22 protein-coding genes and 1 pseudogene are annotated in these 21,195 nt (G+C 56.7%); 9 read left to right on the forward strand and 14 right to left on the reverse strand.

The window, feature by feature from the left end; genetic code table 11:
* A pseudogene (locus ACK509_RS15820) lies at positions 1-1,049 on the reverse strand (cell surface glycoprotein related protein); the annotation flags it as partial.
* A 547-nt stretch (positions 1,050-1,596) separates the two neighbouring features.
* Here ACK509_RS15820 and ACK509_RS15825 point away from each other — a divergent pair.
* A complete protein-coding gene (locus tag ACK509_RS15825) occupies positions 1,597-2,052 on the forward strand; it encodes a hypothetical protein (protein ID WP_410767531.1) in 456 nt (151 codons plus the stop codon).
* 18 nt (positions 2,053-2,070) lie between these two features.
* Here the strand turns inward: ACK509_RS15825 and ACK509_RS15830 are convergent, their stop codons facing one another.
* On the reverse strand, positions 2,071-2,559 hold the full coding sequence (locus ACK509_RS15830) for a hypothetical protein (protein ID WP_410767532.1): 489 nt from the start codon (positions 2,557-2,559) through the stop codon (positions 2,071-2,073).
* A complete protein-coding gene (locus ACK509_RS15835; protein WP_410767533.1) occupies positions 2,560-2,862 on the reverse strand; it encodes a ribbon-helix-helix protein, CopG family in 303 nt (100 codons plus the stop codon).
* Between the two features lie 97 nt (positions 2,863-2,959).
* On the opposite strand from ACK509_RS15835, the gene ACK509_RS15840 reads away from it, so the two are divergent.
* From ACK509_RS15840 to ACK509_RS15850, 3 genes are all read left to right on the forward strand, one after another.
* Positions 2,960-3,388, forward strand: coding sequence for a hypothetical protein (locus tag ACK509_RS15840; protein ID WP_410767534.1), 429 nt, complete (start codon positions 2,960-2,962; stop codon positions 3,386-3,388).
* A gap of 58 nt (positions 3,389-3,446) precedes the next feature.
* Complete coding sequence (locus ACK509_RS15845; protein ID WP_410767535.1) at positions 3,447-4,028, forward strand: hypothetical protein; 582 nt, start codon at positions 3,447-3,449, stop codon at positions 4,026-4,028.
* A 101-nt stretch (positions 4,029-4,129) separates the two neighbouring features.
* Positions 4,130-4,582, forward strand: coding sequence for a hypothetical protein (locus ACK509_RS15850; RefSeq protein ID WP_410767536.1), 453 nt, complete (start codon positions 4,130-4,132; stop codon positions 4,580-4,582).
* Positions 4,583-4,642: 60 nt separating this feature from the next.
* On the opposite strand, the gene ACK509_RS15855 is transcribed toward ACK509_RS15850, so the two are convergent.
* The 4 genes from ACK509_RS15855 to ACK509_RS15870 all read right to left on the reverse strand — a co-directional run bounded on the left by ACK509_RS15855 (position 4,643) and on the right by ACK509_RS15870 (position 10,152).
* A complete protein-coding gene (locus tag ACK509_RS15855; RefSeq protein WP_410767537.1) occupies positions 4,643-7,291 on the reverse strand; it encodes a heavy metal translocating P-type ATPase in 2,649 nt (882 codons plus the stop codon).
* A 96-nt stretch (positions 7,292-7,387) separates the two neighbouring features.
* Positions 7,388-8,785 (reverse strand): hypothetical protein, encoded by a 1,398-nt coding sequence (locus tag ACK509_RS15860; RefSeq protein WP_410767538.1) that lies wholly within the window; start codon positions 8,783-8,785, stop codon positions 7,388-7,390.
* Positions 8,782-9,033, reverse strand: coding sequence for a DNA-binding protein (locus ACK509_RS15865; protein ID WP_410767539.1), 252 nt, complete (start codon positions 9,031-9,033; stop codon positions 8,782-8,784). Before ACK509_RS15865 ends, ACK509_RS15860 begins: the two co-directional genes overlap by 4 nt.
* A gap of 54 nt (positions 9,034-9,087) precedes the next feature.
* A complete protein-coding gene (locus ACK509_RS15870; protein ID WP_410767540.1) occupies positions 9,088-10,152 on the reverse strand; it encodes an iron transporter in 1,065 nt (354 codons plus the stop codon).
* Between the two features lie 181 nt (positions 10,153-10,333).
* Here ACK509_RS15870 and ACK509_RS15875 point away from each other — a divergent pair, with 181 nt between their 5' ends.
* The 3 genes from ACK509_RS15875 to ACK509_RS15885 all read left to right on the forward strand — a co-directional run bounded on the left by ACK509_RS15875 (position 10,334) and on the right by ACK509_RS15885 (position 12,210).
* Positions 10,334-10,702 (forward strand): hypothetical protein, encoded by a 369-nt coding sequence (locus ACK509_RS15875; protein WP_410767541.1) that lies wholly within the window; start codon positions 10,334-10,336, stop codon positions 10,700-10,702.
* Between the two features lie 431 nt (positions 10,703-11,133).
* Complete coding sequence (locus ACK509_RS15880; protein WP_410767542.1) at positions 11,134-11,550, forward strand: type IV pilin; 417 nt, start codon at positions 11,134-11,136, stop codon at positions 11,548-11,550.
* Positions 11,551-11,733: 183 nt separating this feature from the next.
* Positions 11,734-12,210, forward strand: coding sequence for a YbaK/EbsC family protein (locus ACK509_RS15885; RefSeq protein ID WP_410767543.1), 477 nt, complete (start codon positions 11,734-11,736; stop codon positions 12,208-12,210).
* A 68-nt stretch (positions 12,211-12,278) separates the two neighbouring features.
* On the opposite strand, the gene ACK509_RS15890 is transcribed toward ACK509_RS15885, so the two are convergent.
* From ACK509_RS15890 to surE, 6 genes are all read right to left on the reverse strand, one after another.
* Entirely contained in the window at positions 12,279-12,674 is a 396-nt protein-coding gene (locus tag ACK509_RS15890; protein WP_410767544.1) for a hypothetical protein, read from the reverse strand.
* Positions 12,675-13,256: 582 nt separating this feature from the next.
* Positions 13,257-14,501 carry an orc1/cdc6 family replication initiation protein gene (locus ACK509_RS15895; protein WP_410767545.1) on the reverse strand — a complete coding sequence of 415 codons (1,245 nt, stop codon included), beginning with the start codon at positions 14,499-14,501 and terminating at the stop codon, positions 13,257-13,259.
* Between the two features lie 865 nt (positions 14,502-15,366).
* Complete coding sequence (locus ACK509_RS15900; RefSeq protein WP_410767546.1) at positions 15,367-15,879, reverse strand: hypothetical protein; 513 nt, start codon at positions 15,877-15,879, stop codon at positions 15,367-15,369.
* On the reverse strand, positions 15,872-16,696 hold the full coding sequence (locus tag ACK509_RS15905; RefSeq protein ID WP_410767547.1) for a ParA family protein: 825 nt from the start codon (positions 16,694-16,696) through the stop codon (positions 15,872-15,874). The genes ACK509_RS15900 and ACK509_RS15905 overlap by 8 nt, the downstream gene beginning before the upstream one ends.
* A 695-nt stretch (positions 16,697-17,391) precedes the next feature.
* Positions 17,392-17,940 (reverse strand): peptide-methionine (S)-S-oxide reductase MsrA, encoded by a 549-nt coding sequence (gene msrA / locus ACK509_RS15910; RefSeq protein WP_410767548.1) that lies wholly within the window; start codon positions 17,938-17,940, stop codon positions 17,392-17,394.
* A 110-nt stretch (positions 17,941-18,050) separates the two neighbouring features.
* A complete protein-coding gene (gene surE, locus ACK509_RS15915; protein WP_410767549.1) occupies positions 18,051-18,920 on the reverse strand; it encodes a 5'/3'-nucleotidase SurE in 870 nt (289 codons plus the stop codon).
* 147 nt (positions 18,921-19,067) lie between these two features.
* Here surE and ACK509_RS15920 point away from each other — a divergent pair, with 147 nt between their 5' ends.
* Both ACK509_RS15920 and ACK509_RS15925 read left to right on the forward strand, forming a co-directional pair.
* Positions 19,068-19,220 (forward strand): HVO_2142 family zinc finger protein, encoded by a 153-nt coding sequence (locus ACK509_RS15920; protein WP_410767550.1) that lies wholly within the window; start codon positions 19,068-19,070, stop codon positions 19,218-19,220.
* Positions 19,221-19,757: 537 nt separating this feature from the next.
* On the forward strand, positions 19,758-20,057 hold the full coding sequence (locus ACK509_RS15925) for an ArsR family transcriptional regulator (RefSeq protein WP_410767551.1): 300 nt from the start codon (positions 19,758-19,760) through the stop codon (positions 20,055-20,057).
* 104 nt (positions 20,058-20,161) lie between these two features.
* Here ACK509_RS15925 and ACK509_RS15930 read toward each other — a convergent pair whose 3' ends face one another.
* A complete protein-coding gene (locus ACK509_RS15930; RefSeq protein ID WP_410767552.1) occupies positions 20,162-21,190 on the reverse strand; it encodes a GNAT family N-acetyltransferase in 1,029 nt (342 codons plus the stop codon).
* Positions 21,191-21,195 lie beyond the last annotated feature (5 nt).

Here is a 21,195-nt window from a genome sequence, read left to right on the forward strand (position 1 = left end):
TCCGTCGGTGTATCGGTTGGCGTGTCTGTTGGCGTGTCCGTCGGTGTATCGGTTGGCGTGTCTGTTGGCGTGTCCGTCGGTGTATCGGTTGGCGTGTCTGTTGGCGTGTCCGTCGGTGTGTCTGTTGGCGTGTCCGTCGGTGTATCGGTTGGCGTGTCTGTTGGCGTGTCCGTCGGCGTGTCTGTTGGCGTGTCCGTCGGTGTATCTGTTGGAGTGTCCGTCGGTGTATCCGTCGGCGTGTCTGTTGGAGTATCAGTTGGTGTATCCGTCGGCGTGTCTGTTGGCGTGTCCGTCGGCGTATCCGTTGGAGTGTCTGTCGGCGTCGGCGTCGGCGTTGGCTCCGCGCACGGACCAGCAGATATCGAGAGTTCGCGGTTCATATCGAGCGTTTGGGTCGTTCCATTCCGGTAGATGAGTCGGAACTCGGTGATTCGGTTGTCGCCGCCAGTCCAGACCCAATCGTTCCAGTGAGCGGCTGATTCGTTGAAACCGGGGGTAATCACGACCGAGTCGCCCGAATCGAGATTTTCGAACCCGCGGTAGGCACCACCATCGGTCCGGTTAGGAGCCCATTTCCAATCGATAGTGGCGCTATCCCCGCTCAGAACCCAGTCGTCGTCTTGGTTGCCATCGGCGTAGTAGTCGTCCTGGATGACCCAGCCATCACCCTGCGGGAGTCCGTCGATGGTGAACGTCACGGTGGAGGCGTGCGCCCCGTTTTCGGGGTCGAGCAAGTCGTGGACGAACACGAGGCTCACGCCTTGCGAGCCGTTGTAGAAGAGCATGTTACTCACCTGATTTTCTTGGTACACGCCCGTCCCGTAGGACGAAAAGATACCACTCGACGGAGTTTCGTTGTTACGGTAATCGTAGAACGATTCGACAGAGGTCGTCCCATCACCCACTGCTTCGACAGTGTAACACTGTTCGCCCTGATAGACCGAAAACACCGAGTTGTCACCGGGTGCCGCGAAGGCACCGGGCGTCATAGAAGGGAGGACAACCAACACTGCAAGTGCGAGGACGAGGAGCTGATTTCGGAGTCTCATCAGACACCTGTAGGCGTGGCAGAGCGAGCCGACCGCTGGCTCGGATCATCCCACTGCACGATGGTAATCGAACGGAGAGGCGGGGACCAGAAGTCGCTCGGTAAAATCATACAATCAATCTTGGTTGAGTGATATCCCCGGAGGAATTTGGTTATACACAGAGTACTAGAAAGAGAAGAGAGTCTTCTCTGAGATTAACGGCTGTTTTCCAGTGTGTGAGGCCCGAACAAACCCATTTTCTAAATGGCGTGTTTTTCACAGTTAGAGAGGTAATCAACCGGAAATTGAGTGGTTTGTAAACTGAAGTGAGAGCAAACCGCCGGAAAACCATCAAATATCCGGGAGAGCGAGGAACCACAAAACCGCAAGATATCTACAGAATTACCCAACGCGATGGTTCAGTCGAAGTTGAAATGCTGACAGTGTGACTTCGGTAAACTAGAAGTGTTTCTATCGACCGACCCTGAGATAACTATTTCACTGAACGGACATATTTGCGTATCAAATGTCAGAAGGGTATGACCATAGCTACAACGGAGGGGCCAAGATGACCCTTGGTTGGCTACTAAGTTTATTCGGCGCAGTCGGCGGAGTCGTCACTCTCCCCATCGCCCAGTTCGGATTGATACTTTACATCATAATCTACGTGTTCTTACCCGAAGAGGAGTTCGTCGGGCATGCGACCGCAGATGCTGCGATTATGTATCTCGTTTTCTTTTGGGGCGGCCTCTTTTTCCTCCTCGTCTTCGCCTGGTGTCTCGCGTACGGGATAGCGTTGCTACAAAGGCATTCGAATCAGTCGTATTTTGACACAGATTCGCTGAAAGGGGTCCTTCTGGACGTTGGTATGGGGGTGCTAGTTCTCGGCCCACCAGTGGTTGGGGTGGGCGTGGTCGCTATGTTTGGGGCCGATGAGACTTCTGCCAGCCTCGCTCTCGCGTTCGTCGCCTTCTGCATCGGGGGTATCTTGACCTGCCGAGCGGCCTGGCCTGCCATTCGCTAAAAGAGTCAACCTGACCAATCACTCGAAGAGTTGGCGTGCATATCGATAGATTGGCGCTCCAAGCCAATCTCGACCCTCGGCTATCGTCTCGAACGCATCCATCGCTTCCTGTTCGGTGAGCGCACCACGCTTGACTAGTGCTCGAAGAACGACCGGCGAGAGCGCGACTTCTGCATCGACTAACTGCCGAAGTTCGGGGAGCGCTCGAAAATCGTCGGTGATGAGGAATACTGCGCCTGTCTCTCGAGTCGCGGCAATGCAACTTGCTTCACCAATATCGATACGGCTCGTCACAAACGCGTCTCCGTCGGTGTCAACAACTTCGAAGTGGTCCGCAGAATCGACGACTGTCGAGGCCGCTTGCCCATGCCGGTCGTCGTACTCGGCAGTCTGTTCGAGTTCATCGAGAACGGTCTGGGACGTCACGACACTAAATTCGGTGAGTACCGGGTCGAGTACGTCACCGACAGTGAGTGAGACGAACGCGCTCGTGTCTACGACGAGCATCTACAGGTCGGCGAGTTTATCTGCGAGTGCTTCGCCGCGGTCGAGTACCTCCTTCGAGGCGCGAACTGCCTCCGCATCTTGCCGACCGATAATCTCGGCGAGTTTCTCGAACTCGATTTCGTCGTCGAGGTACAGTTCGACCACTGCCTCTCGGAAGTCGTCTTCTGCTTCTATCTCTTTGAGGTACTGCCGGAGCGCCTCGATGAGTAGCTCAGTGCGGTTCTTGTGGGTTACTTCCGCCGCGATGTCGGCGTGGTCCACCAGTTCCTCGGGGAGGCGAAAGTTGACCCGCTTCGTACTCATTGTACATACGTTGTGTGTACAGCGTGAAAGAGGTGTCGCTGACAGGCGCGAGGAGTTATGAGAGAATAGCATGGAAAGACAAACGTGGTACTGTCAAATGGTTGAATTTGAGTTGCTCTCTGAGTGGGGTGGATGGGAGCATACTACTATTCTGGATGACCTCGAAGTCGAATTTCGTGCGGATAGCTCCTCGAGAGAATTCGAATCATCTCTTCGAGACATCTGTCACGTGTTAGGACTCGTTCGGCATCGAACCGGTGGAGAGACAGTAATTGGGACGGGGGCAGTTATCGAACTATCGTTCGGTGAAGGCGACCGACTCGATATTTCGGTCAATTCACTGCAATCACAGACGAGTGTCCAGGAATTAGAGAACAAGCTTACGTCGCTCGTACACACCATCTCCACCGAGAAAGACCAAGCGAAGGGTTTGGAATATCGTGAGCAAGAGATAGAACACCTGAACAGGTGGCTAGTGAGGCGTGGTGTCGGATACGACGTAGAAAAGATACTCCTGAGTGGATGATGGCGTGGTGAAAAATCGCGGGACATATCCCCGACCACCGCTTCGAATCGCACAACGAATGCGAGAGGACGAGTTGGCGACCCGCGTCGTCGAACACTTTCGGGCGGCCTTCGAAGACGTGACCGTCCACCTCGAAGAGCCGTACGACCATTACGGCAATCGCGGCGTCGCCGACGTGTACGTCAGAGTTCGAACTCCGGAACCGGTCGATTACCTCATCGAACTCAAATCTGACGCCGCAATTCGCCACGCGACGGGCGCGAACGAGGTTCTACGGCAATATCGTCGGATGGAGCGCTACTTCTACAAAGACGACGAACACCGAATCGACCGAAAACTCGGACGAGACGGGCCGGGAGTCCACGTCCTGCTCCTCTTTGCACCGACTGCGGCCTGTGTTCGACACGTCCGAGCGCACCAAGCACTCTACGAGTCGGTCGAGACGGATGCGACCGTCGAAGGCGTACCTGCGACTCGAAAAGTGGCGTTTCTCACGAATTTGGACCAGGCCGCCGAAGGTAAACTCGGATTTCTCTCGGTGAACGGCGAGGTGTCGTTCGACTCAGAAGCGTTCGAGTCGGCAGCCCCTGCGGAGTCTCGTCTCGCCGACGCGCTTGCAGACGTGTCGAAATCGGAGTAGAGAGTAGAGCCGAGTGCGCAGTACACATCCAGTATGTGAGTGCCAAAATGGCGGGCGCCTAAGCGAACACTATCATACACCCCCCGCTCGTAGGGGGTGTCATGGGAACGATTCGAAAGTCGGTTCGACTTCCGATTAGCGACCTCCGCCAGCAGGTCGCGGACGCCGTCGGCGTGGCCCCGTCCTTGCTGGATATCCACGATATTCGAATCGAAGATGGATCGCTCGAAGTAGACGTCAGTCACCCCGACGGAAGCGACATCCCCGCTATCGAACTGTTCGTGACAGACCCCTCCGGAAAGACGGATTCGCACGTGACGGAACTCGATGGCGCAAAGACCCTCCTCATCGCTGGCGAAGACGTCCGCGTCGAACTCGTCGATTACAACCGCGAGCGCAACGAGGTGTTCGTGTCTGCAAAGCACCGTCAGGGCCAAGAGTGGGTAACCGTCCTCGGGTGCGGCGAGCAATGGGTCGTCGAAGTCGAAGAAGGCGGAAAGACGAAGAAGGTCCAGTGTCGAATCGAGAGTGCGATTCAACCCTCAGAAGAGTAAGCGCGAAAGAGACAGAGAGAAGACGAGAAGATAGACACAAGACGAGAGGTCGGAAGTCGGTCAGTTCTTCGGTGAAATTCGTGCGAGGCGCATCGCATTGCCAGTCACGCCGAGTGTCATCCCCGCGTCGCCTGCGAGGACCGCGAGCGCGACGCCGACATACCCAAGCGGGACGCCAACCGCAAGCAGTGCTTTGACCGCCAACGACGCCCAGATATTCTGTTTGATGACGCTCGTCGCCGAGTGTGAGAGGTCGTACAGGTAGGGGAGTTTCGAGATGTCGTCGGCCATGAGTGCGATATCGGCCGTTTCGAGGGCCGTATCGGTCCCCGCCGCACCCATCGCAATTCCTACAGTTGCAGTTGCGAGTGCGGGCGCGTCGTTGATGCCGTCGCCGACCATCGCAACTGAACCGTACTCCGCTTGTAAGTTCTCAACCGCCGAAACCTTGTCTTCGGGGAGCAACCCAGCGCGGTAGTCGTCCACGCCGACCGCGTCTGCAATCGCACCCGCTGTTCGCTCGTTGTCGCCGGTGAGCATGACTACCGAGAGGCCGAAGTCGTGGAGTCGCTGGACCGTCTCACGGGCGTCGGGTCGGAGTTCGTCGGCGACAGCGACGAGGCCCTCGATTTCGTCTTCTCTGCCGACGAGGACGACGGTCTTTCCCTCGGCTTGGAGTCGGGGTATCGTATCCGAGACGAGGTTGAGACAGCCCTGTTGGTCGCAGAGCGAGCGAACCTCGTCTTGGAGTTCGTCGTTGGTCTCGACGACGTGGGAATGTTCGAGGTCGAATCCGAGTTCCTCGAAGAACGTGGGGTTTCCGGCGTAGTGCGGAACGCCGTCGAGGTCGGCACGGACGCCCTTTCCGGTGATGCTCTTGAATCCTGAGACCGACCGAGAGGATGCGCCGTTCGCGTCGGCGTGCGTGACGATGGCCTCGCCAATCGGATGTTCACTCCGCATTTCGAGGCCGCGAGCGCAACGAAGTACGTCTTCCTCAGAATTGCCATTGAGCGGCACGACGTCTGTCACGGTGAGTTCGCCCTTGGTGAGCGTGCCCGTCTTGTCGAGCGCCACTGCTTCGACCGACCCCATCGCTTCGAGGTGCGACCCACCTTTGATGAGGACGCCGTTTCGAGCGGCCGCTGTAATACCAGAGACGACCGACACGGGCGTCGAAATGACGAACGCGCAGGGGCACGCGAGGACGAGCATCGTGATGCCGTGGACGAACCACGTCACCCAGTCAGCGCCGAACGCGAGCGGTGGAATCAGGGCGACACCGACTGCGACGACGACCATGAATGGCGTGTAGTACGAGGAGAACCGTTCGACGAACTGCTCACGCTCGGTCTTGTTCGCCTGTGCGTCTTCGACCATCGAGACGATGCGCGAGAGCGTGTCGTCGCCAGCAGCGGATTCGACGCGGATTTCGAGCGCACCGGCTTTGTTGATAGTTCCGGCGTATACCTCGTCGCCCTCGGTCTTGTCTACGGGAACGGATTCGCCGGTGATGGGCGCCTGATTGACTGCACTCTCACCCGAGACGACGGTGCCGTCTGCGGGAATCTTCTCACCCGGCGTGACGACGACCACGTCGCCGACGACGAGTTCCTCGACGGGAACGACGACTTCCTGTCCGTCGCGTTTGACCGTCGCCTCGTCGGGCGAGAGGTCCATCAGTTCCCGAAGTGAGTTTCGGGTCTGGTCCATCGAGTAGCGTTCGAGGAGTTCGGAGACGCTGAAGAGGAATGCGAGCGTCGCGGCCTCGAAGTAGAGACTCGTGGACGCCGAGATGAGACTCGCGGCGATGGCGCTGATAATCGCCGCCGACATGAGAAAGTCGATGTCGAGGCTACGGTTTCGAGCGGAGTAGTAACCGTTTCGCAGGATTGCCTGCCCACCGATGCCCGCGCCAACGAGGTAGAGCAGTTCGGGGAGCGTAATCGAGACACTGAGGAGCGTCGCAATGACGAGTTCGAGGCCGAGTGCGTACTCCGTGACGAGACCCGCAGCGAGGAATCCCCCGCTGACCCAGGTCTTCATCGCGCGCGTGCTTCGCCAGATACTCTCGCGTTCTGCATCGGCGGTGTCGCCGCCACCGTCCGCGTCGTCGCTAGCAGAACTGACGACTTCGTAACCCGCTCCTTCGACGGCATCGATAACGGAATCGGGCGTTACTGACTGGGAGAGTGAGACGACGACAGTTCCGGTCGTCGGACGGGTTTCGTAGTCGGTGATTCCGGGGACGGTCGTGAGCGCGTTTTCGACCTTTCCCGCACAAGAGGCACAGTCCATATCGGGAACCGACAGTGTGAGCGTGCGGACATCACTGTCGGGCGAGGATTCGACGTCGTAGCCTGCTCGTTCGATTCGGTCCGTGATATCGGCGGTTGTCGTCCGCTGTGGGTCGTAGGAAACGGTGAGTTCGCCACTCGTCACACGGGGGTCTACCTCACCGATGCCGTCGAGTTTCCGCACGCTCGATTCGACCTTCCCAGCACAGGTCGGACAGTCCATCTCTGGGACGCCGAACGACGCGCTCGAAAAGGTAGATTCGTCCGCAATAGAGTCGCCAGCGTGTGCTACGTCGGACTCCTCACCACGTTCGGAGTCCACGGTGCAGGCATCGTCACACCCACACTCGTCGGTTTGCTGGCTGTCGGCCGCGTCAGAAGAAGACGAGACGCGACCATCGTGCTCGGTCATACGCGACACTAGTAGGTGACGAGTTAATAATACACCTATTACAAAGGACCGTGGTAATACAAGAACGTCATAAATTGAACGGGTTGCATTAATAAATTAGAGGAACGGTGGCGACGTGGTCGGGAGCGAGATGAGCCACAGACTCAGCATGGTGTAGAGAATCATCACCGCGACGAAGGGCAACTGGCTTCGAATCGCTTGCAATCGACTCGGGAAGGTTCGATAGGCCTGCGAGTGGGCCACCCAGACGGCCAGCAAGTGGCCGAGTAAGACGAAGGCAACGTTGAGAGCGCCGAACCACGCGGGGAGCGTGAGGACGACAGGATTCGGCGGGGGTGACAGCGGCGACGCGAGCGCGCCGACGAGCATCGGCGAGAGCGAAATGAGGAAGCCGAAGTAGTGGGCGAGGTGGTATCCGGCGGCGATAGCGATGAGCGAGGGAGCGAACGTGATAGCCAGCGACCGCGACGTCTGGAACGTCTCGATTCGGCGGGCCGTCACGCGCGCGGCGAGAAGGTAGAGTGCGAGGAAAATTGCGTAGCCACCGAGGTAGAGGATTACGTAGACGAGAAGCGGTGGGATGCCCGCCTCGACGATGGCAGTAATGACGTTTGCACCCTGCTGGGTCGTGACGAATCCACTGAACGTGAGTTCCCAGACGAGGACGATAGCGACCGCAACGTCGGCGATATCAGTCACGTAGTCGTCCGTGACGAGTCGCATCCCGGGCAACCGAACGGAGAGCCCGTCATCGGTCCACCGAAGCGGTGCGACTCGACCGTAGAAGTGCAGAAACACCGAAACAGGGTCGATGCGGTCGAACCACGTTTTGACACCCACGAGAATCGCACCCACGACGGTCAAAATGGAATATCCGGCGAGAGCGAGCGCGAGGAGTTTGGGTTGGCGCGTGACGCCCGCGGCGGTTTCAATCCAGACGAGTGCGAGGATACCAGCGACCGCAGGCCAACGACCGAACCGGTCAGGGTAATCGAGAAATCCGTTGGGAACAGCAGACGCGAGCGTCCGCCACGGGTTGAGTGCGCGCCACGTGTCGCCGACGAGGTACGTGAACATCGTATATCCCGCACGAAGTCCCGCAAACACGACGATGACGGCGAAGTTGACCGTTGGAACTTGTGGCCCGGTGTAGCCGAGATAGACGAGCAGTGCGAGGAGGACGAGTCCCAACGCGTGGCCGAGAAGGACGAGTCCTCGACGAACGCTGTCGCCGACGGCAACAGATTCACGCCACAAGTGGACGCGGTCGATGAATCGGCGGTCGGTGACGAAACTAGCGAGGAGCGCAGACGCGCCAACCGTCGCGCCGCCGGTTGCGAGATACAGCCATCTCGGGACCGAGAGATTGTCCTGTGATGCGCCAGCGAGGCCGACAGCAGCGTTACTCGCCGCAACGGGGTCCGACAAAATTGCGAGGACGCTCGCGATGAACAGTCCGGCACCGAGACGACGAAAGAGCGTTGCCCGAATCATGATGCGAAGATGATGAACAGGATGAGAAAGCCAAAGTACAGGACGACGAGGCCACCGAGAGCGCGAATGCGGAACGATTTCAGCTCTCGCTCTTCGTCGTAGTACGCCTCGCGATACGCTTCTATCTCGCTCGCATCGAGGCTATCTGGATGGCGTACACCTCGGTGAAGAACCAACAACGTCTCGGTTGGGTACGCCTCACCGCAGGTCGAGCAAACGTGTCGAGCGGGCGTCGTGTCGGTAGTCATCCCACGTACCTCACTCTACGACCGCAGCGGGTTCTGAACGTTTCTGTATCCACGTCATCGCTCGAACGACATCGGTTCGAACTCGAAAAATGCCGTTTCGTAGCCGTCGTGTCGGGCGATTTGTGGAGGAACATCGACCGAAAGGTCAATTGTATCGCCCGATTCGAGTGATTCGACCGGCAGACCGTAGTGATAGCTGAGGTCTGGGTCGAGCGTCCGTCGGAGTTGCACGTCATCGACCAGTGTTTCGCCGTCGCGCTCGACTGTCGCGCGCAGTCCCATCATCGGAAGGACGAACTCGTTGTGCGGTGTTCGCGCGGAGACATAGAGGTACGACTCGTCTGCATCGAATCGCGCACCATCGTCGACGACGAAGCAGTCGAAGAGTGCGTCGCCGCTGGTCTGTCGTCCGAGGTGTGTTCCAGAGAGGTCGGAGATGGCGGGAGCGACGCCCGTCGGCATGTTCATCATCTCCATCGGAGAGATTGCACCACGCTGCCCAGCACGGTCACCCAGTCTCGTGAGTTCGACGTCGTAGAGTTCGTCGGTGTCGAACTCGAACGAGAACGTGGCTGTCTCTGCGGTTTCGAACCGCTCGGCGAACGAACCGGTTCGGTGGAGCGTCGTCCCGCCGACTTGGACGCGGGCCTCGTAGTCGCCTTCCCCGTCGAGTTCGTAGTTCGACCCGTAGTGGACGCCCATCTGTTGAGAGAGCATGGGATAGGCGACTTCTTCGCTCACGAGCGAGCCATCTTGGAGAATCTCAATAGAGACGCCCGAATCGAGTGGGAGAATCGTTCCGGTCTCAGCGTCCCACACGGAGGCCATGAGATGCAAGGTGTCGTCGGCCTCGACGACGGTCTTCTGGAGTTCGCCACCGGCAACAGACCAAAATCGGTGTGGATAGGAGTAGGTGAGTGCGACGCCGTACGACCCGGCAGTCGTCATCCCGTACATCTTCATGCCCTCGGTAATCGCAGGGAGATAGACCGCAGTGGGTCGGTTTTCGACAAGTGGAGGGTCACGCCACGCGGACTGTCGTTCGAAGCCACCGAGACAGCCAGCAGTCGTCGCGAGCGCACCGAGTCCGAGCGTCTTGAGGGCGTCTCGTCGTTTCATTGTGGGAGTACCCCTCCTCACGGTGGGGCTATTGGTGGATTTTACGAGCGAGTCCGTATGGCGGTTGCGCTTCGAGACCGACATTCGATAGATAGACACAGGACAGACCGTGCATCCTATACCCGCTGAGCGATGGATTATCGGGTACGATGAACGCGATTCGAACGACAGAGGGAGACACATGAGCGAGAAACTCGTCGAGTCGTTACCACCGCGAGCGATTCCCCAACAGGTCGTCTCAGAGTTAGAAGCTACCGACGCGATTCAGCAGGCCATCGCGGTCCGTGGATACAACGTCGAGCGAGACGGAGAAACCGTCGCGCTCGCGACACAGTTGTTAGTGAACGTTCGCGGGAAGTACATCCTCGGTCTCCACCTCTCGAACGGCGAGTGGCGCATCGTCTTCGACACCCGCGACCACCTCGAACTCGCCCAGGACGGCGCGCGAGCGGCCTACGAGGCTGCCCACGACGCACTGTACGAACGAGCGCCGTCGGACGCCGAAATCGACTGGGAGACGACACCGCGATTCTGGAACCCACCACAGTAACTCGATTTTTGACGTTTTCGACGTCTCGAACACCAGTGTGTCCGCAGTAATTCTGTGAACTAGCTGAGCGAATAGCCCAACGCGCGCGTCTCGCACTAATGTACTCGTAACTCGCCGAGGGCGTTCCTTCCGCGAGCGACAAGTAGTTGGTACGCAATTAGCGCTCGATTCGGCGTGAAATCACTCATTTAGGATTTCATCGACGTTCAACTCCCCGCATTCGATGGGCCTTAGCGGACAATTCCAACTTGAGACTAAAGTGCCGTATTCAGCAGTTAGAGACCATATAACTGCCGTAATAGATTGGTAAGGCATTGCGAAATTAAGTATATCCAGAACATACGGATAGTCAACAGGAAACGGATTCACGACCTCTCAGATGCTCCAGTTAGGTGGGCAGGGTGTGGGGTGGCCGTTCCTGGGGTAAAACAATGAATCTCAAAGAATTCCTTACAGAGTCTCGTGCAGTATCGCCCGTTATCGGTGTCATCCTGATGGTGGCCATCACGGTCATCCTCGCGGCCGTCATCGGCACGTTCGTACTCGGTCTCGGCGACCAAGTCGGCGACACCGCACCGCAAGCAAGTTTCAGCTTCGAATACGATGGAACGTCTAACGTGACCATCACCCACGAGAGCGGTGAATCAATCTCCAGCGACGACCTGAGTGTGGTCGTCTCCTCGAACGCGAGCGCGGTTGCAACGTTCAACGACGGTGACGGTACGCTGAGTGCCGGTGAAACCATCGAAGTCGGCACTGGTAGCCTCGACTCTGGCGACGAAGTCCGCGTCGTCTGGACCTCCGAATCCGGTGCGAACTCTGCAACCCTGCAGAAGTACACGCACTAAATCGGTCGAAAAACGATAGATTGGATCGAACGAGCGGTGATGGGTTGACCGCGATTGGGTAGAAACACGCTGTTCCAGCAACCAACCCGTTTTCGGACATTCCGATTTTTTCGAAGACAGTACCCGAGTAGTCGTGTGATTGCACGACAAACGTTCTTAACAGATTACGAATAATCCCTGTCTATGCATCCCACGGCACAGCAATTTTCCGACGCCGTCCGCGACACACACGACTTCGACATTACCGTTCGTGAGTTTCCAGAAGGAACGAAGACAGCACAGGACGCTGCAGATGCGGTTGGGTGCGATATCGCGCAAATCGTCAAGAGCATCGTCATGCGCGTCGGCGACGAAACGGTCGTCGTTCTCACGAGCGGCAATCACCGCGTCGATGAAACGGCGCTCGCCAGCGAGTTCGGTGTCGATGCCGGTGACGTTCGAAGTGCAAACCCGTCAGAAGTGAAAACCACGACTGGATGGAGCATCGGCGGCGTCCCGCCGACGTGTCACGAAACACCCGTTCCCGTCCTTGCAGACCCCGTTTTCGAGACGTTCGAGGAAGTATGGGCCGCCGCAGGCACACCAAAAGCCGTGTTTCGACTCACCCCATCAGAACTCCGTTCGATTGCCGACCCGCGGATGGCCGACGTCTTCGAGTAACCACGTCGACGAGTGACACGCTAATCGAACGTAGAGGAACACCACTCTGTCCGCTGTTCATCCGACCGTTAGAGTGGGTAACTGTGCTTCGAGACAAACTCTGCAAGCGACTGCTGAACGTCGGTGAGTGTGACGTGTGTCGGCATCGCGTCAGCGGACGCGTCTTTCAATCCAGTTCCCGTTGCGACGACTGCAACGTCGTCACTCTCTTCGAGTACGCCATCGGCGACGAGTTGCTTCGTGCCAGCAAGCGCGGCTGTGGACGCGGCCTCGACGCTGAGTCCGGCGTCGGTTGCGAGTACACGCTGAGCGCGCCGGATTTCGTCGTTGGTGACCGAGATGACTGCATCCCAGTCGAACGACGACGAATCAGTATCGAGCCACAGCGGTTCACCACACTCGCACCGAGCAACCAGGTCCGTGGTTCGGGTACCACAGTCGTAACACACTCGTTGGAGAGCCATTCGTGTCTCTTTGTCCGCCGAAGGGTGCAAAATGACTTTCTCCTGTGGTCGAACCGAGTGACGACGAGAGAAGTATCGTATCACGAACCCACGTTCGACGGGCACAACACCACGATGTCCGCTGTTTTTTTTATCTGATCTGCGCCTGTCGCAGTTTCAGTGCTATCACGCCGTTATTTTTCGTGTGTGTTTCGGCCAACGTGTACGGAATTCTAATCTGGATTTACCGTTTTTGTACCGAATAGAAAACCCACTCAGGGAGTGGTAGATGACTTGAAAGCGGTGAAAACAACGGACATACTGGGGTTGGTATCAGTGTCGTATCGACACGGTTCATCTCGGTTAAAGGGACGAAAGTAGAAGCGGCCGACAGGTTCCTCAGGCAGTCCCGTCCCAGAGAGGGTTCGAACACCGTTGTGTCCGTAGTATTCAGTCGTTTCGAGAGTGCTATTCACTGAAATATGAAATTCAGTAATAATGATACGTTGGAAAGTGGTCAACAGTTCAAATCAACAGTTCGAACGTAGCAATTCACGCAATAATTCGAACACAGTATTTGGATACTCGAAAGGGTCGATAGTTTCACACGAAATCGTTGAGAGTGCGCTTCGAGTCGGTGTTGAGATACGACTCGATGGTCTCGTGAACTCCCACGAGGTCGATAGTATCCTGCATCGCCGAGATTATGAGTTCGACATCCATATCGAGTGCGTATTCGCGGTAGGTGCCACCGCGACGCCCTTCGTTTCGTTCGGTGACCGAGACGATACCGAGCATGGCGAGTTCGCTGAGGTGGTCACGCATTCGTCTCGGGACGAGCGGGTCTCGATTTGCGAGTTCGGCAAAGCGCGTGTATCGTGGCCGGACATCACGAGAGCGAATCGGTGTCTCTCCTTCGAGGTCGAGCGTCAACAACGAGTAGAGAACGAGATGGCCGTGTTCGGTGAGCCCGTTGATTCCTTCTTTAATTCGACCGCGTTCGAGCGCGCGTCGTCCACGTTTGACGTGTTCTTCGGTGACTCGGTTGGTCTCCTCGTCTCGGGCCAAGTCGCCTGCTTTCATCAGCAAGTCGATGGACTGCCGTGCGTCACCTGCGTCTTTTGCACCGTAGGCCGCACACAGTGGAATCACTTCGTCGGCGAGGACGTCTTCACGGAACGCAACCTCGGCACGTTGTTCGAGAATCGCTTGTAGATTTTTCGCGTTGTAGGCAGGGAAGTGGATTTCTTGTTCACACAACGAACTCTTGACTTTGGGAGAGAGGTCGTCCCGGAAGGAAAAGTCGTTAGAGATACCGATGAGACCGACTTTGGCGGACGACAAGTTTCCATTCGCGCGTGCGCGCGGAAGTTGATAGAGAATGCTATCGTCGTTGACGTGGTCGATCTCGTCGAGGACGACGGTAATCGTTCCACCGCACTCGTCGAGTCCTTCCCAGAGCATTCCATACACCGAACCCAATGGATATCCAGTCGTGCTGATCTGGTTCGACTCGCTTCGAAGCTCGTTGACGAGACGAGTCGCAATCTGATACGAACTCGTCAGTCCATCGCAGTTGAGAAAGATGACGGTGAGGTCGATATCGTCGTATCGGCGGGCGTCTTCACGGAGGTGAGAGAGGAGATACCGCGACGCAGCGGTCTTTCCAACACCAGTCTTCCCGTAGAGGAAGATGTTGTTCGGTTGCTCTCCGTTAATCACGGGTTGGAGGGCCGCCTGAAAGGTTCGAAGCTCTTTGTCACGCCCCACGAGTTCCTCGGGTTGGTAGTCCTCGCGGAGGGCATCCCGATCACGGTAGATCTCGGTATCTCGCTCAAAGAGGGGCATGTGAACACGATTCGTTCACTTTCTTTATAAAACCACCGCGTCCGGAGTGTCCGCTGTTCTGATTATATATAAAGAAGCCCGCGAACACACCCCCTCCACTTTGTCCGCTGTTGTTGGTCTCGAAGGTGTGGGAAGGGAGAAGAACGGGAATATTGTAACAGCAAAGATTTAATACAAATACAGTTCAACCAAATCCGTACTGGAGATAAACTAATACTAAAAGAAGTGAAGATTAGTGAAGGTTACCGACCGTGTGCCTTGACTGACTCTCATCCGAGGAAATTACTTCCGCTTCTTTCGGCACCCCCTACTCTCTCGGCACGAGAACAGCGGACAAAGTGGTGTGAGTGTTCACTACCGTTCGTCCCTCCGTGAGGCAGACTCAAACGTGACTCACACGACTAGTTGTATCCAACGGCCACTTCGTTCTGTAAACCGTTCTGTGGTCAGAACTGCGGACATCGTGGTGTCTCTGTCTGGTCTCCGAGTTCTTCCTTGATTTCTCGATTCGTCCGTATTCCCCATGTTTCTCGTGTTTTCCCCGGAGAATCCTAACTGCACTTCGAGAATCGGAGGCTCACTTCCATGAGTTATTCCTACCGACGATTAGTTTTCGGCGAGGTTGGTCGCTGTTTTGGCTCTCGGAAGACATCTCCCCACCGAGGCTGTTGACCAACGTGGTCGCCCGAACACCATCATGTCCGCTGTTCTCGACTCGGTTCTGTACTAATTTCTCCGGACATCGTGGTGTGTTTCGCTACTCGACCCATTCAAAATTGACAACCGAACTACGGACGCGGTGGTGTTGTGGCTGCCCGCTTCATGCTTTGGATTGCGGCCTCTCTCGAATTTTAGACTCTCGGCACTACTCGTCTCTCGTTTCGAGGATTGCCTCGACGATTTCGTCTGGGTGTTCGGTTGCAATCCGGACGAGTGCATCGTGAAACTCTCGCCCGGTCAAGTTTCGAATGTCGTGGTCTTTCCGAAGGAGTGACTCGACTTCGAATTCTGCGTCATCGAGTTGGTCGAGCGTCGCTCGACGGACGTAGATGCTTTTGGCAGTCGTCGCTTCGAATTCGAAGGCTGGTTCGGACCCATCGGACTCACTCTCGTCAGGTTCGGGTTTGTTGTCTTCCTCCTCTTTGTACCCGTTCTCGGTGACCGCCTCGTCGTCCAGAACTGACCCACGTTCATCCTCGTGTGTGTCTTCGCCCGAACTCTCGACGATTTCTTCTTCAGTACTCGCTGCACTCTCGTTGCTACTCGACGAGGACTGTGATTCGTCTGTTTGTTTTCCGGTTTGGTCGGTATCACTCTTGGCGTCACCGTCGCCATCCATTGCTTCACCGAGACCAGCGAATCGGTTCTCCTTAGGCATCGTCAACGCCTCCTCGCTCGACGATTGCTGCGAGCTGGTCGAGTCGTTCGAGCATATCATTCTCCGGGTCGAATTCGCGGAGTGTTTTCCCGTCTCTCCACGCCCGACTGAAGGCAATTCGATGGCGAATTCCCGGGCCTTTGGAGTTCGAATCGTCAAAGAGTTCCGACCGAGCGAATGCCGGGAGGAAGGGTTCGAATGGCGACTCTTCGAGGTTTTGAATGATACGCCGCTCTTCGTTGTTTCCGGTGAGGTCGTTGGGGACGATTGCGAGGATATCGAGGTCTACTTCGCGACGGATTGGCCCGACTTGCTGTTCGTACATCCGTTCGAAACCGCTGACGCTCGGCTCGCTCATCAGCAAAGGAACGACGACGTTTCCAGTGCCGATGAGCGCAGCGTCGGAGAGCGGGCCAAGACTTGGGGGCGAATCGATGACGATGTAGTCGTAGTCCTCACCAAGGAGCGGTTCGACGATTCGCCGCCGAACCCATAGTACTCCGAACGTCGAGTTACGAACACGGTCTTCGATATCGTCTAAATCGACGTGGGAAGGCAACACGTCGAACTGCTCGCGAGACTGGACGACTTCGCGAACGTCGAGTGGGTCATCGTCGGTAAGAACGTCACCGATGTTCTCTTCGTCAGATTCGTACTGTGCTTTCAATCCGACTCCTTCGGTCGCGTTTCCTTGCTGGTCGAGGTCGACGAGAAGAACGTCGTTCCCTCGTGCTGCGAGCGCGTCCGCGAGATTAATTGCGAGCGTCGTCTTCCCGACGCCACCCTTCTGTAGCGAAACGCTCACTGCGCGAGACATTTATCGGCCCTCCTGCGTCTCAAACAGTGTATAATTTTCACAATTTGTGAAATTTTCGCGCAGTGTGGGCCGTCCAAACTGTCTTCGATGGGTGGACTGTGTGGGCATATGGGTCTAAACTCGCGTACTGCGGCATACTACATAATGGTGTCCACGACTTTTAGACAGTTGAGACGCTCTGGACAGTCCAAAAGTTATACAATCTCCACAAATTTTAAAATTTGTAGAATGTTCTCACTATGTGGGCTTCTCACCCTTCGTAAATCGCCTTCACATCGCTTTGCTCGCCAACTCTGACGAATATCACCTGGCACACAGTTTACAAATTTTAAAATTTTTAGGATGTGCAAACTGTGCTGGATTTTTCTACTGTGTGGGATGTGTCGAACTTCTCCGCTGTGTGGGGCGTGTTCGATTTCTTCACTTGGTAGATTGTCCCCACATTCTGTACGGTGTGGAGTACACGCTCTCCCCACATTGAACAGACGCTTCTCCGCCTCGATTTCTGGACTGCGTTCATCGTCTCATGGGTGTAGACTGTGTCCAATTGCTCTAGTGTCTACACACTCACCACTGTGTACACATTGTACAATGTTTGTGCTGTAGACGTTGAAAACTGGTCTGTACTCTATCTCTTCCGTTCGGTTACTCCGGACGTGGTGGTGTTGTCCGAGGGACTCTCACCGCTGTTGTATTTAATTCGGCGGCGAGGGATTGGTCTTGTCGCCGAACTTCTCGCGCACTTTCTTAATTTTCGGCGTCACGTTGATGACGCAGTATGGCTGGTCGGGATTCTTCTCGAAGTAGTCTTGATGGTAGCCTTCTGCCTCGTAGAACGTTTCGAGCGGTTCGATCTCGGTGACGATTGGGTTGTCGAACGCGCCTGCGGATTCCAGTTCGTCGACGAACGATTCGGCGACCTGTTGTTGTTGTTCGTCGTGGGTGTAAACCGCCGACCGGTACTGACTGCCAACGTCGGGCCCTTGGCGGTCGAGCGTCGTCGGGTCGTGGACGGTGAAGAACACTTCGAGGAGGTCTTCGTACCCGAGAAGTGAGGTGTCGAACTCGACTTGGACGACTTCGGCGTGCCCAGTCGTTCCGTTACAGACTTCTTTGTAACTGGGGTTGGGAACGTCGCCACCTGCGTACCCAGAGGTGACTTCCGAGACGCCATTGAGTTCTTTGAACGCGGCTTCGATACACCAGAAACAGCCTCCGCCGAACGTCGCGACTTCTGTACTCATACGTACTGTTACGCTGCGGATAGATTAAGCCCCGCGGCGGTGGCAGCGTGGGCCGGTATGCTGGACAGTGTCTTCGAACCCTCCCGCTCTCTTCGAACTCCCCTACTAATTCACTCGATTTGCTCGGAGAGGCTCTCGACGATTCCGGCGAGCGACTGGGATTCGGCGTGGCCGTGATGGACCGAGAGCGGCGAGACGCTCACTTCGCCATCGACCATCGCCCGGCGGTCCGTGCCGACAGGGTATCGCTCGCGGTGTTCATCGCGTGCGGGGAAGGGATTCTCGTACCCGACTGTATCGGGCCACGACACGTCACGAAGTCGGACGAGCGTTTCGTCGTCGTCGAGTTGTTGGTCGGTGTCGCCGTCTGGGAGAAGGGTTGTATCCTCGTGGTGGTCAACGTGTTGGTCGTAATCAGCGAGTGGATTGGTGACGCGCAGTCGAGGATGCGGCACGTCGATTGGCGCATTGACGTTCAACAGCCCGACGTCGTCGAAGATATCTGTTCCCTGAACTCGTTCGAGAAGTGCGCGCGCGACTCGGGCGGGGCGCGAGAAGTCGTACTCTTCTGGCGGGTGACAGAAGAAATCGCGGGCGTGGTAACTGGAGACGGCAATCGCGGGCGTGCCGAGGAACACGGCTTCGATACCTGCCCCGACGGTTCCCGAGCGTCCGACCACGTAGTTTCCGGCGTTGGGGCCGTCGTTGATACCGGAGACGACGATGTCGAAGTCGGTTTCGAGCCCGCGAAGCGCATAAGCGGTACAGTCCGCAGGTGTTCCGTCGAGCGCGTAGCCCCACGGGTGTGTTCGACGGACGGCAAATTCGTTTCGCGCACGGCCGACGCCACTTTGATTGTCTGCGGGCGCGACGACGGTCACCTCACCGACTGCAGTGAGTTCTTCGCGCATCGCTGCGAGTCCCGGAGCGTCGATACCGTCGTCGTTCGTGAGGAGAATCTGGAGGGGGGAGCCACTCATTTTGTGGACGGTCCACTGCGGGGGTCGTAGTCGTTCCGGAACGGGGAGAATTTCGTCGCCTCATTCAGGACTAATTCGACGTTGGTCCATCATGATTGTCCACCGAGAATCGATAGTGTGATATTACTTCACACATAGGCAGATGGTATGGACGTGAACCGACCACAAGGCGTAAGCCCACAGTGGTGCCCTGATTGTGGCGAAGAGTTACTGTTCAGCGGGACGCAACCCGCTGGATTCGCGCAGTTCTTCTGTGAACACTGCCGGTATCGACGCGACACCTTCATCGGCGACGAGTAATCTCGTCACTCTCCTCTCGGTTTATCTCGTATCTGCTAGTCCCACCTCTCGTCTCTCGATTGCTGTCTCACTTTTCGGGTTGCTCGGCCAACTCACTTCACTCACGAATTTGTGTTACTCACGAATTCAAGATAGTCAGCAATTCCTGACCATATTTACAACGGTGACTTTATGTAATTAACCTCGAACTAATGAATTGAATGAGCCACGGACGGATGTGCCCGGCGACCGGAATTCCTGTCATTTGGCCGGTTAATCTGCCGTTAAACCGATATCTATGGACATCTTCGACACCTCCATGGGTTCGTACCCGGTTCGGTATCGCATCTGCCCCATTGGCTCGCTTTCCTGCATTCCGCGGGTTACGTCGAGCAGCACGTACCGAACGTCCGTTGCCCGCGCACCACATCGATCGCGCAGTACATTCACTACCATGATTAATTTCGAACAGTCGTATAACGCACTTGGAGACGCACCATCAGTAGCGTTCGGACTGCCGACTGCACAGCATCTGACCGCACCTGAGGTGACTCACGCATGAGTACCGTCTACGGCATGACCGACGACGTTCCATGGGATGAAGTCGGTTACATCATTAGCTCGCAGTACCGCGTGACTGTCCTCGACCGACTGGTTAGAGGGCCCGCGACACCGTCACAAATCGCGGCCGACTCCAACAGCACGATTGCCCACGTCTCGCGCGCACTCAAAGAGCTTCGAAACCGCTCGCTCGTCAAGTTGCTCGTCTCCGAACAGCGGAAGAAGGGGCGCGTCTACGGTATCACCGGCGACGCGGAGAGCGTCTGGAGGATTATCGAAGCACAGGAGATGGCCTGAGGTCCGTCCTGTTTACTCCAAAAATTCGTCTGTACCGAAGCTGAACGACGATTCCTGTGATCTGACCGGCGGCTATCGCCGCCACCTACCCACCACCCGCCCCACTACTTTGGGAGCGGAATCTTCGAGCTATTGAGGAGTTGGTAGGTCCGTTTGGCGATCGTCATACTCGTCCCTGCGGACTCGGCGACGTAGTACGGCACGAGTTCACCGCCGAACTTCGACTTGTAGTCGCACAGGCGCTCGGTGTTCGCGCCGACGAGGTCGTACTTCGTGACTGATTCGAGCGCGTCGTCGGTGGCGATATCTTCGAGTATCGTCCAGTGGAGGAGGTTGTTGATACTCACGTTCTCGTACACCGCTCGTGCGCCGCCGAGCCAGTAGTAGGCCGATTCGTTGGAGAACGGCACGATGATGCCGCTCAGATAGTTCCCGTCTGGGTCGCGGGCGACGTAGGTTCGACATCTATCACCGAGGTTTTCGACCACGGTTTCGACGAACTCCCAGGGCATAGTGAACGGTTCGTCCTGCTCGTCGTATCGAGAGACGATGTCGTTGTACACGTCGTGTGCGCCTTCGATTCCTTCGACAGAGACGGTCACATCGAGGTCTTTGGCCTGTTTAATCTCGCGTCGCAGACTCCGGCTGAAGCCGCTGTTAACGTCGTCGAGCGAAGTCACGTTGATTCGATACGTGAACGAGGGTTTGAGCGTCAGCCCGGACCATTCGAGCGGTCGGGGGTCCATATAGTCGGGCGAACAGAGGAGGCGAACGAATGTTCGCGTCGTCCGAATGTCGAGTTCGTCGATAATTTGCTCGGTGAAATCCTTGTTAATCGACTCGTAGGCGCTCTGTTTCGGGCTGTTCGGGTTCACAATCGGGCCCATAAAGGGAATCGACATCGAGGGCGGCGGAGAGACGACCATTCGCCCGAGCGCAGTCTTGCGAAGGAAGACCGGCATCAGTGCGACCGGGTGGTCACCTTTGAAGCCGCCGAAGAGAAGCATCTCTCCGTCGAAGTGCTGGTCGATTGCATCGAGGAACGCTCCGGTGTGGAACACTTCGAAGCCGGTTTTCGGTAGTGCGGCGTCCCATTCGTCGAGGCTCATCAGTTCGATTCGTAAGTTTGTCATGTGTT

This window comes from Haloferax sp. DFSO60 (genome assembly GCF_046557615.1).
GTDB lineage: Archaea > Halobacteriota > Halobacteria > Halobacteriales > Haloferacaceae > Haloferax.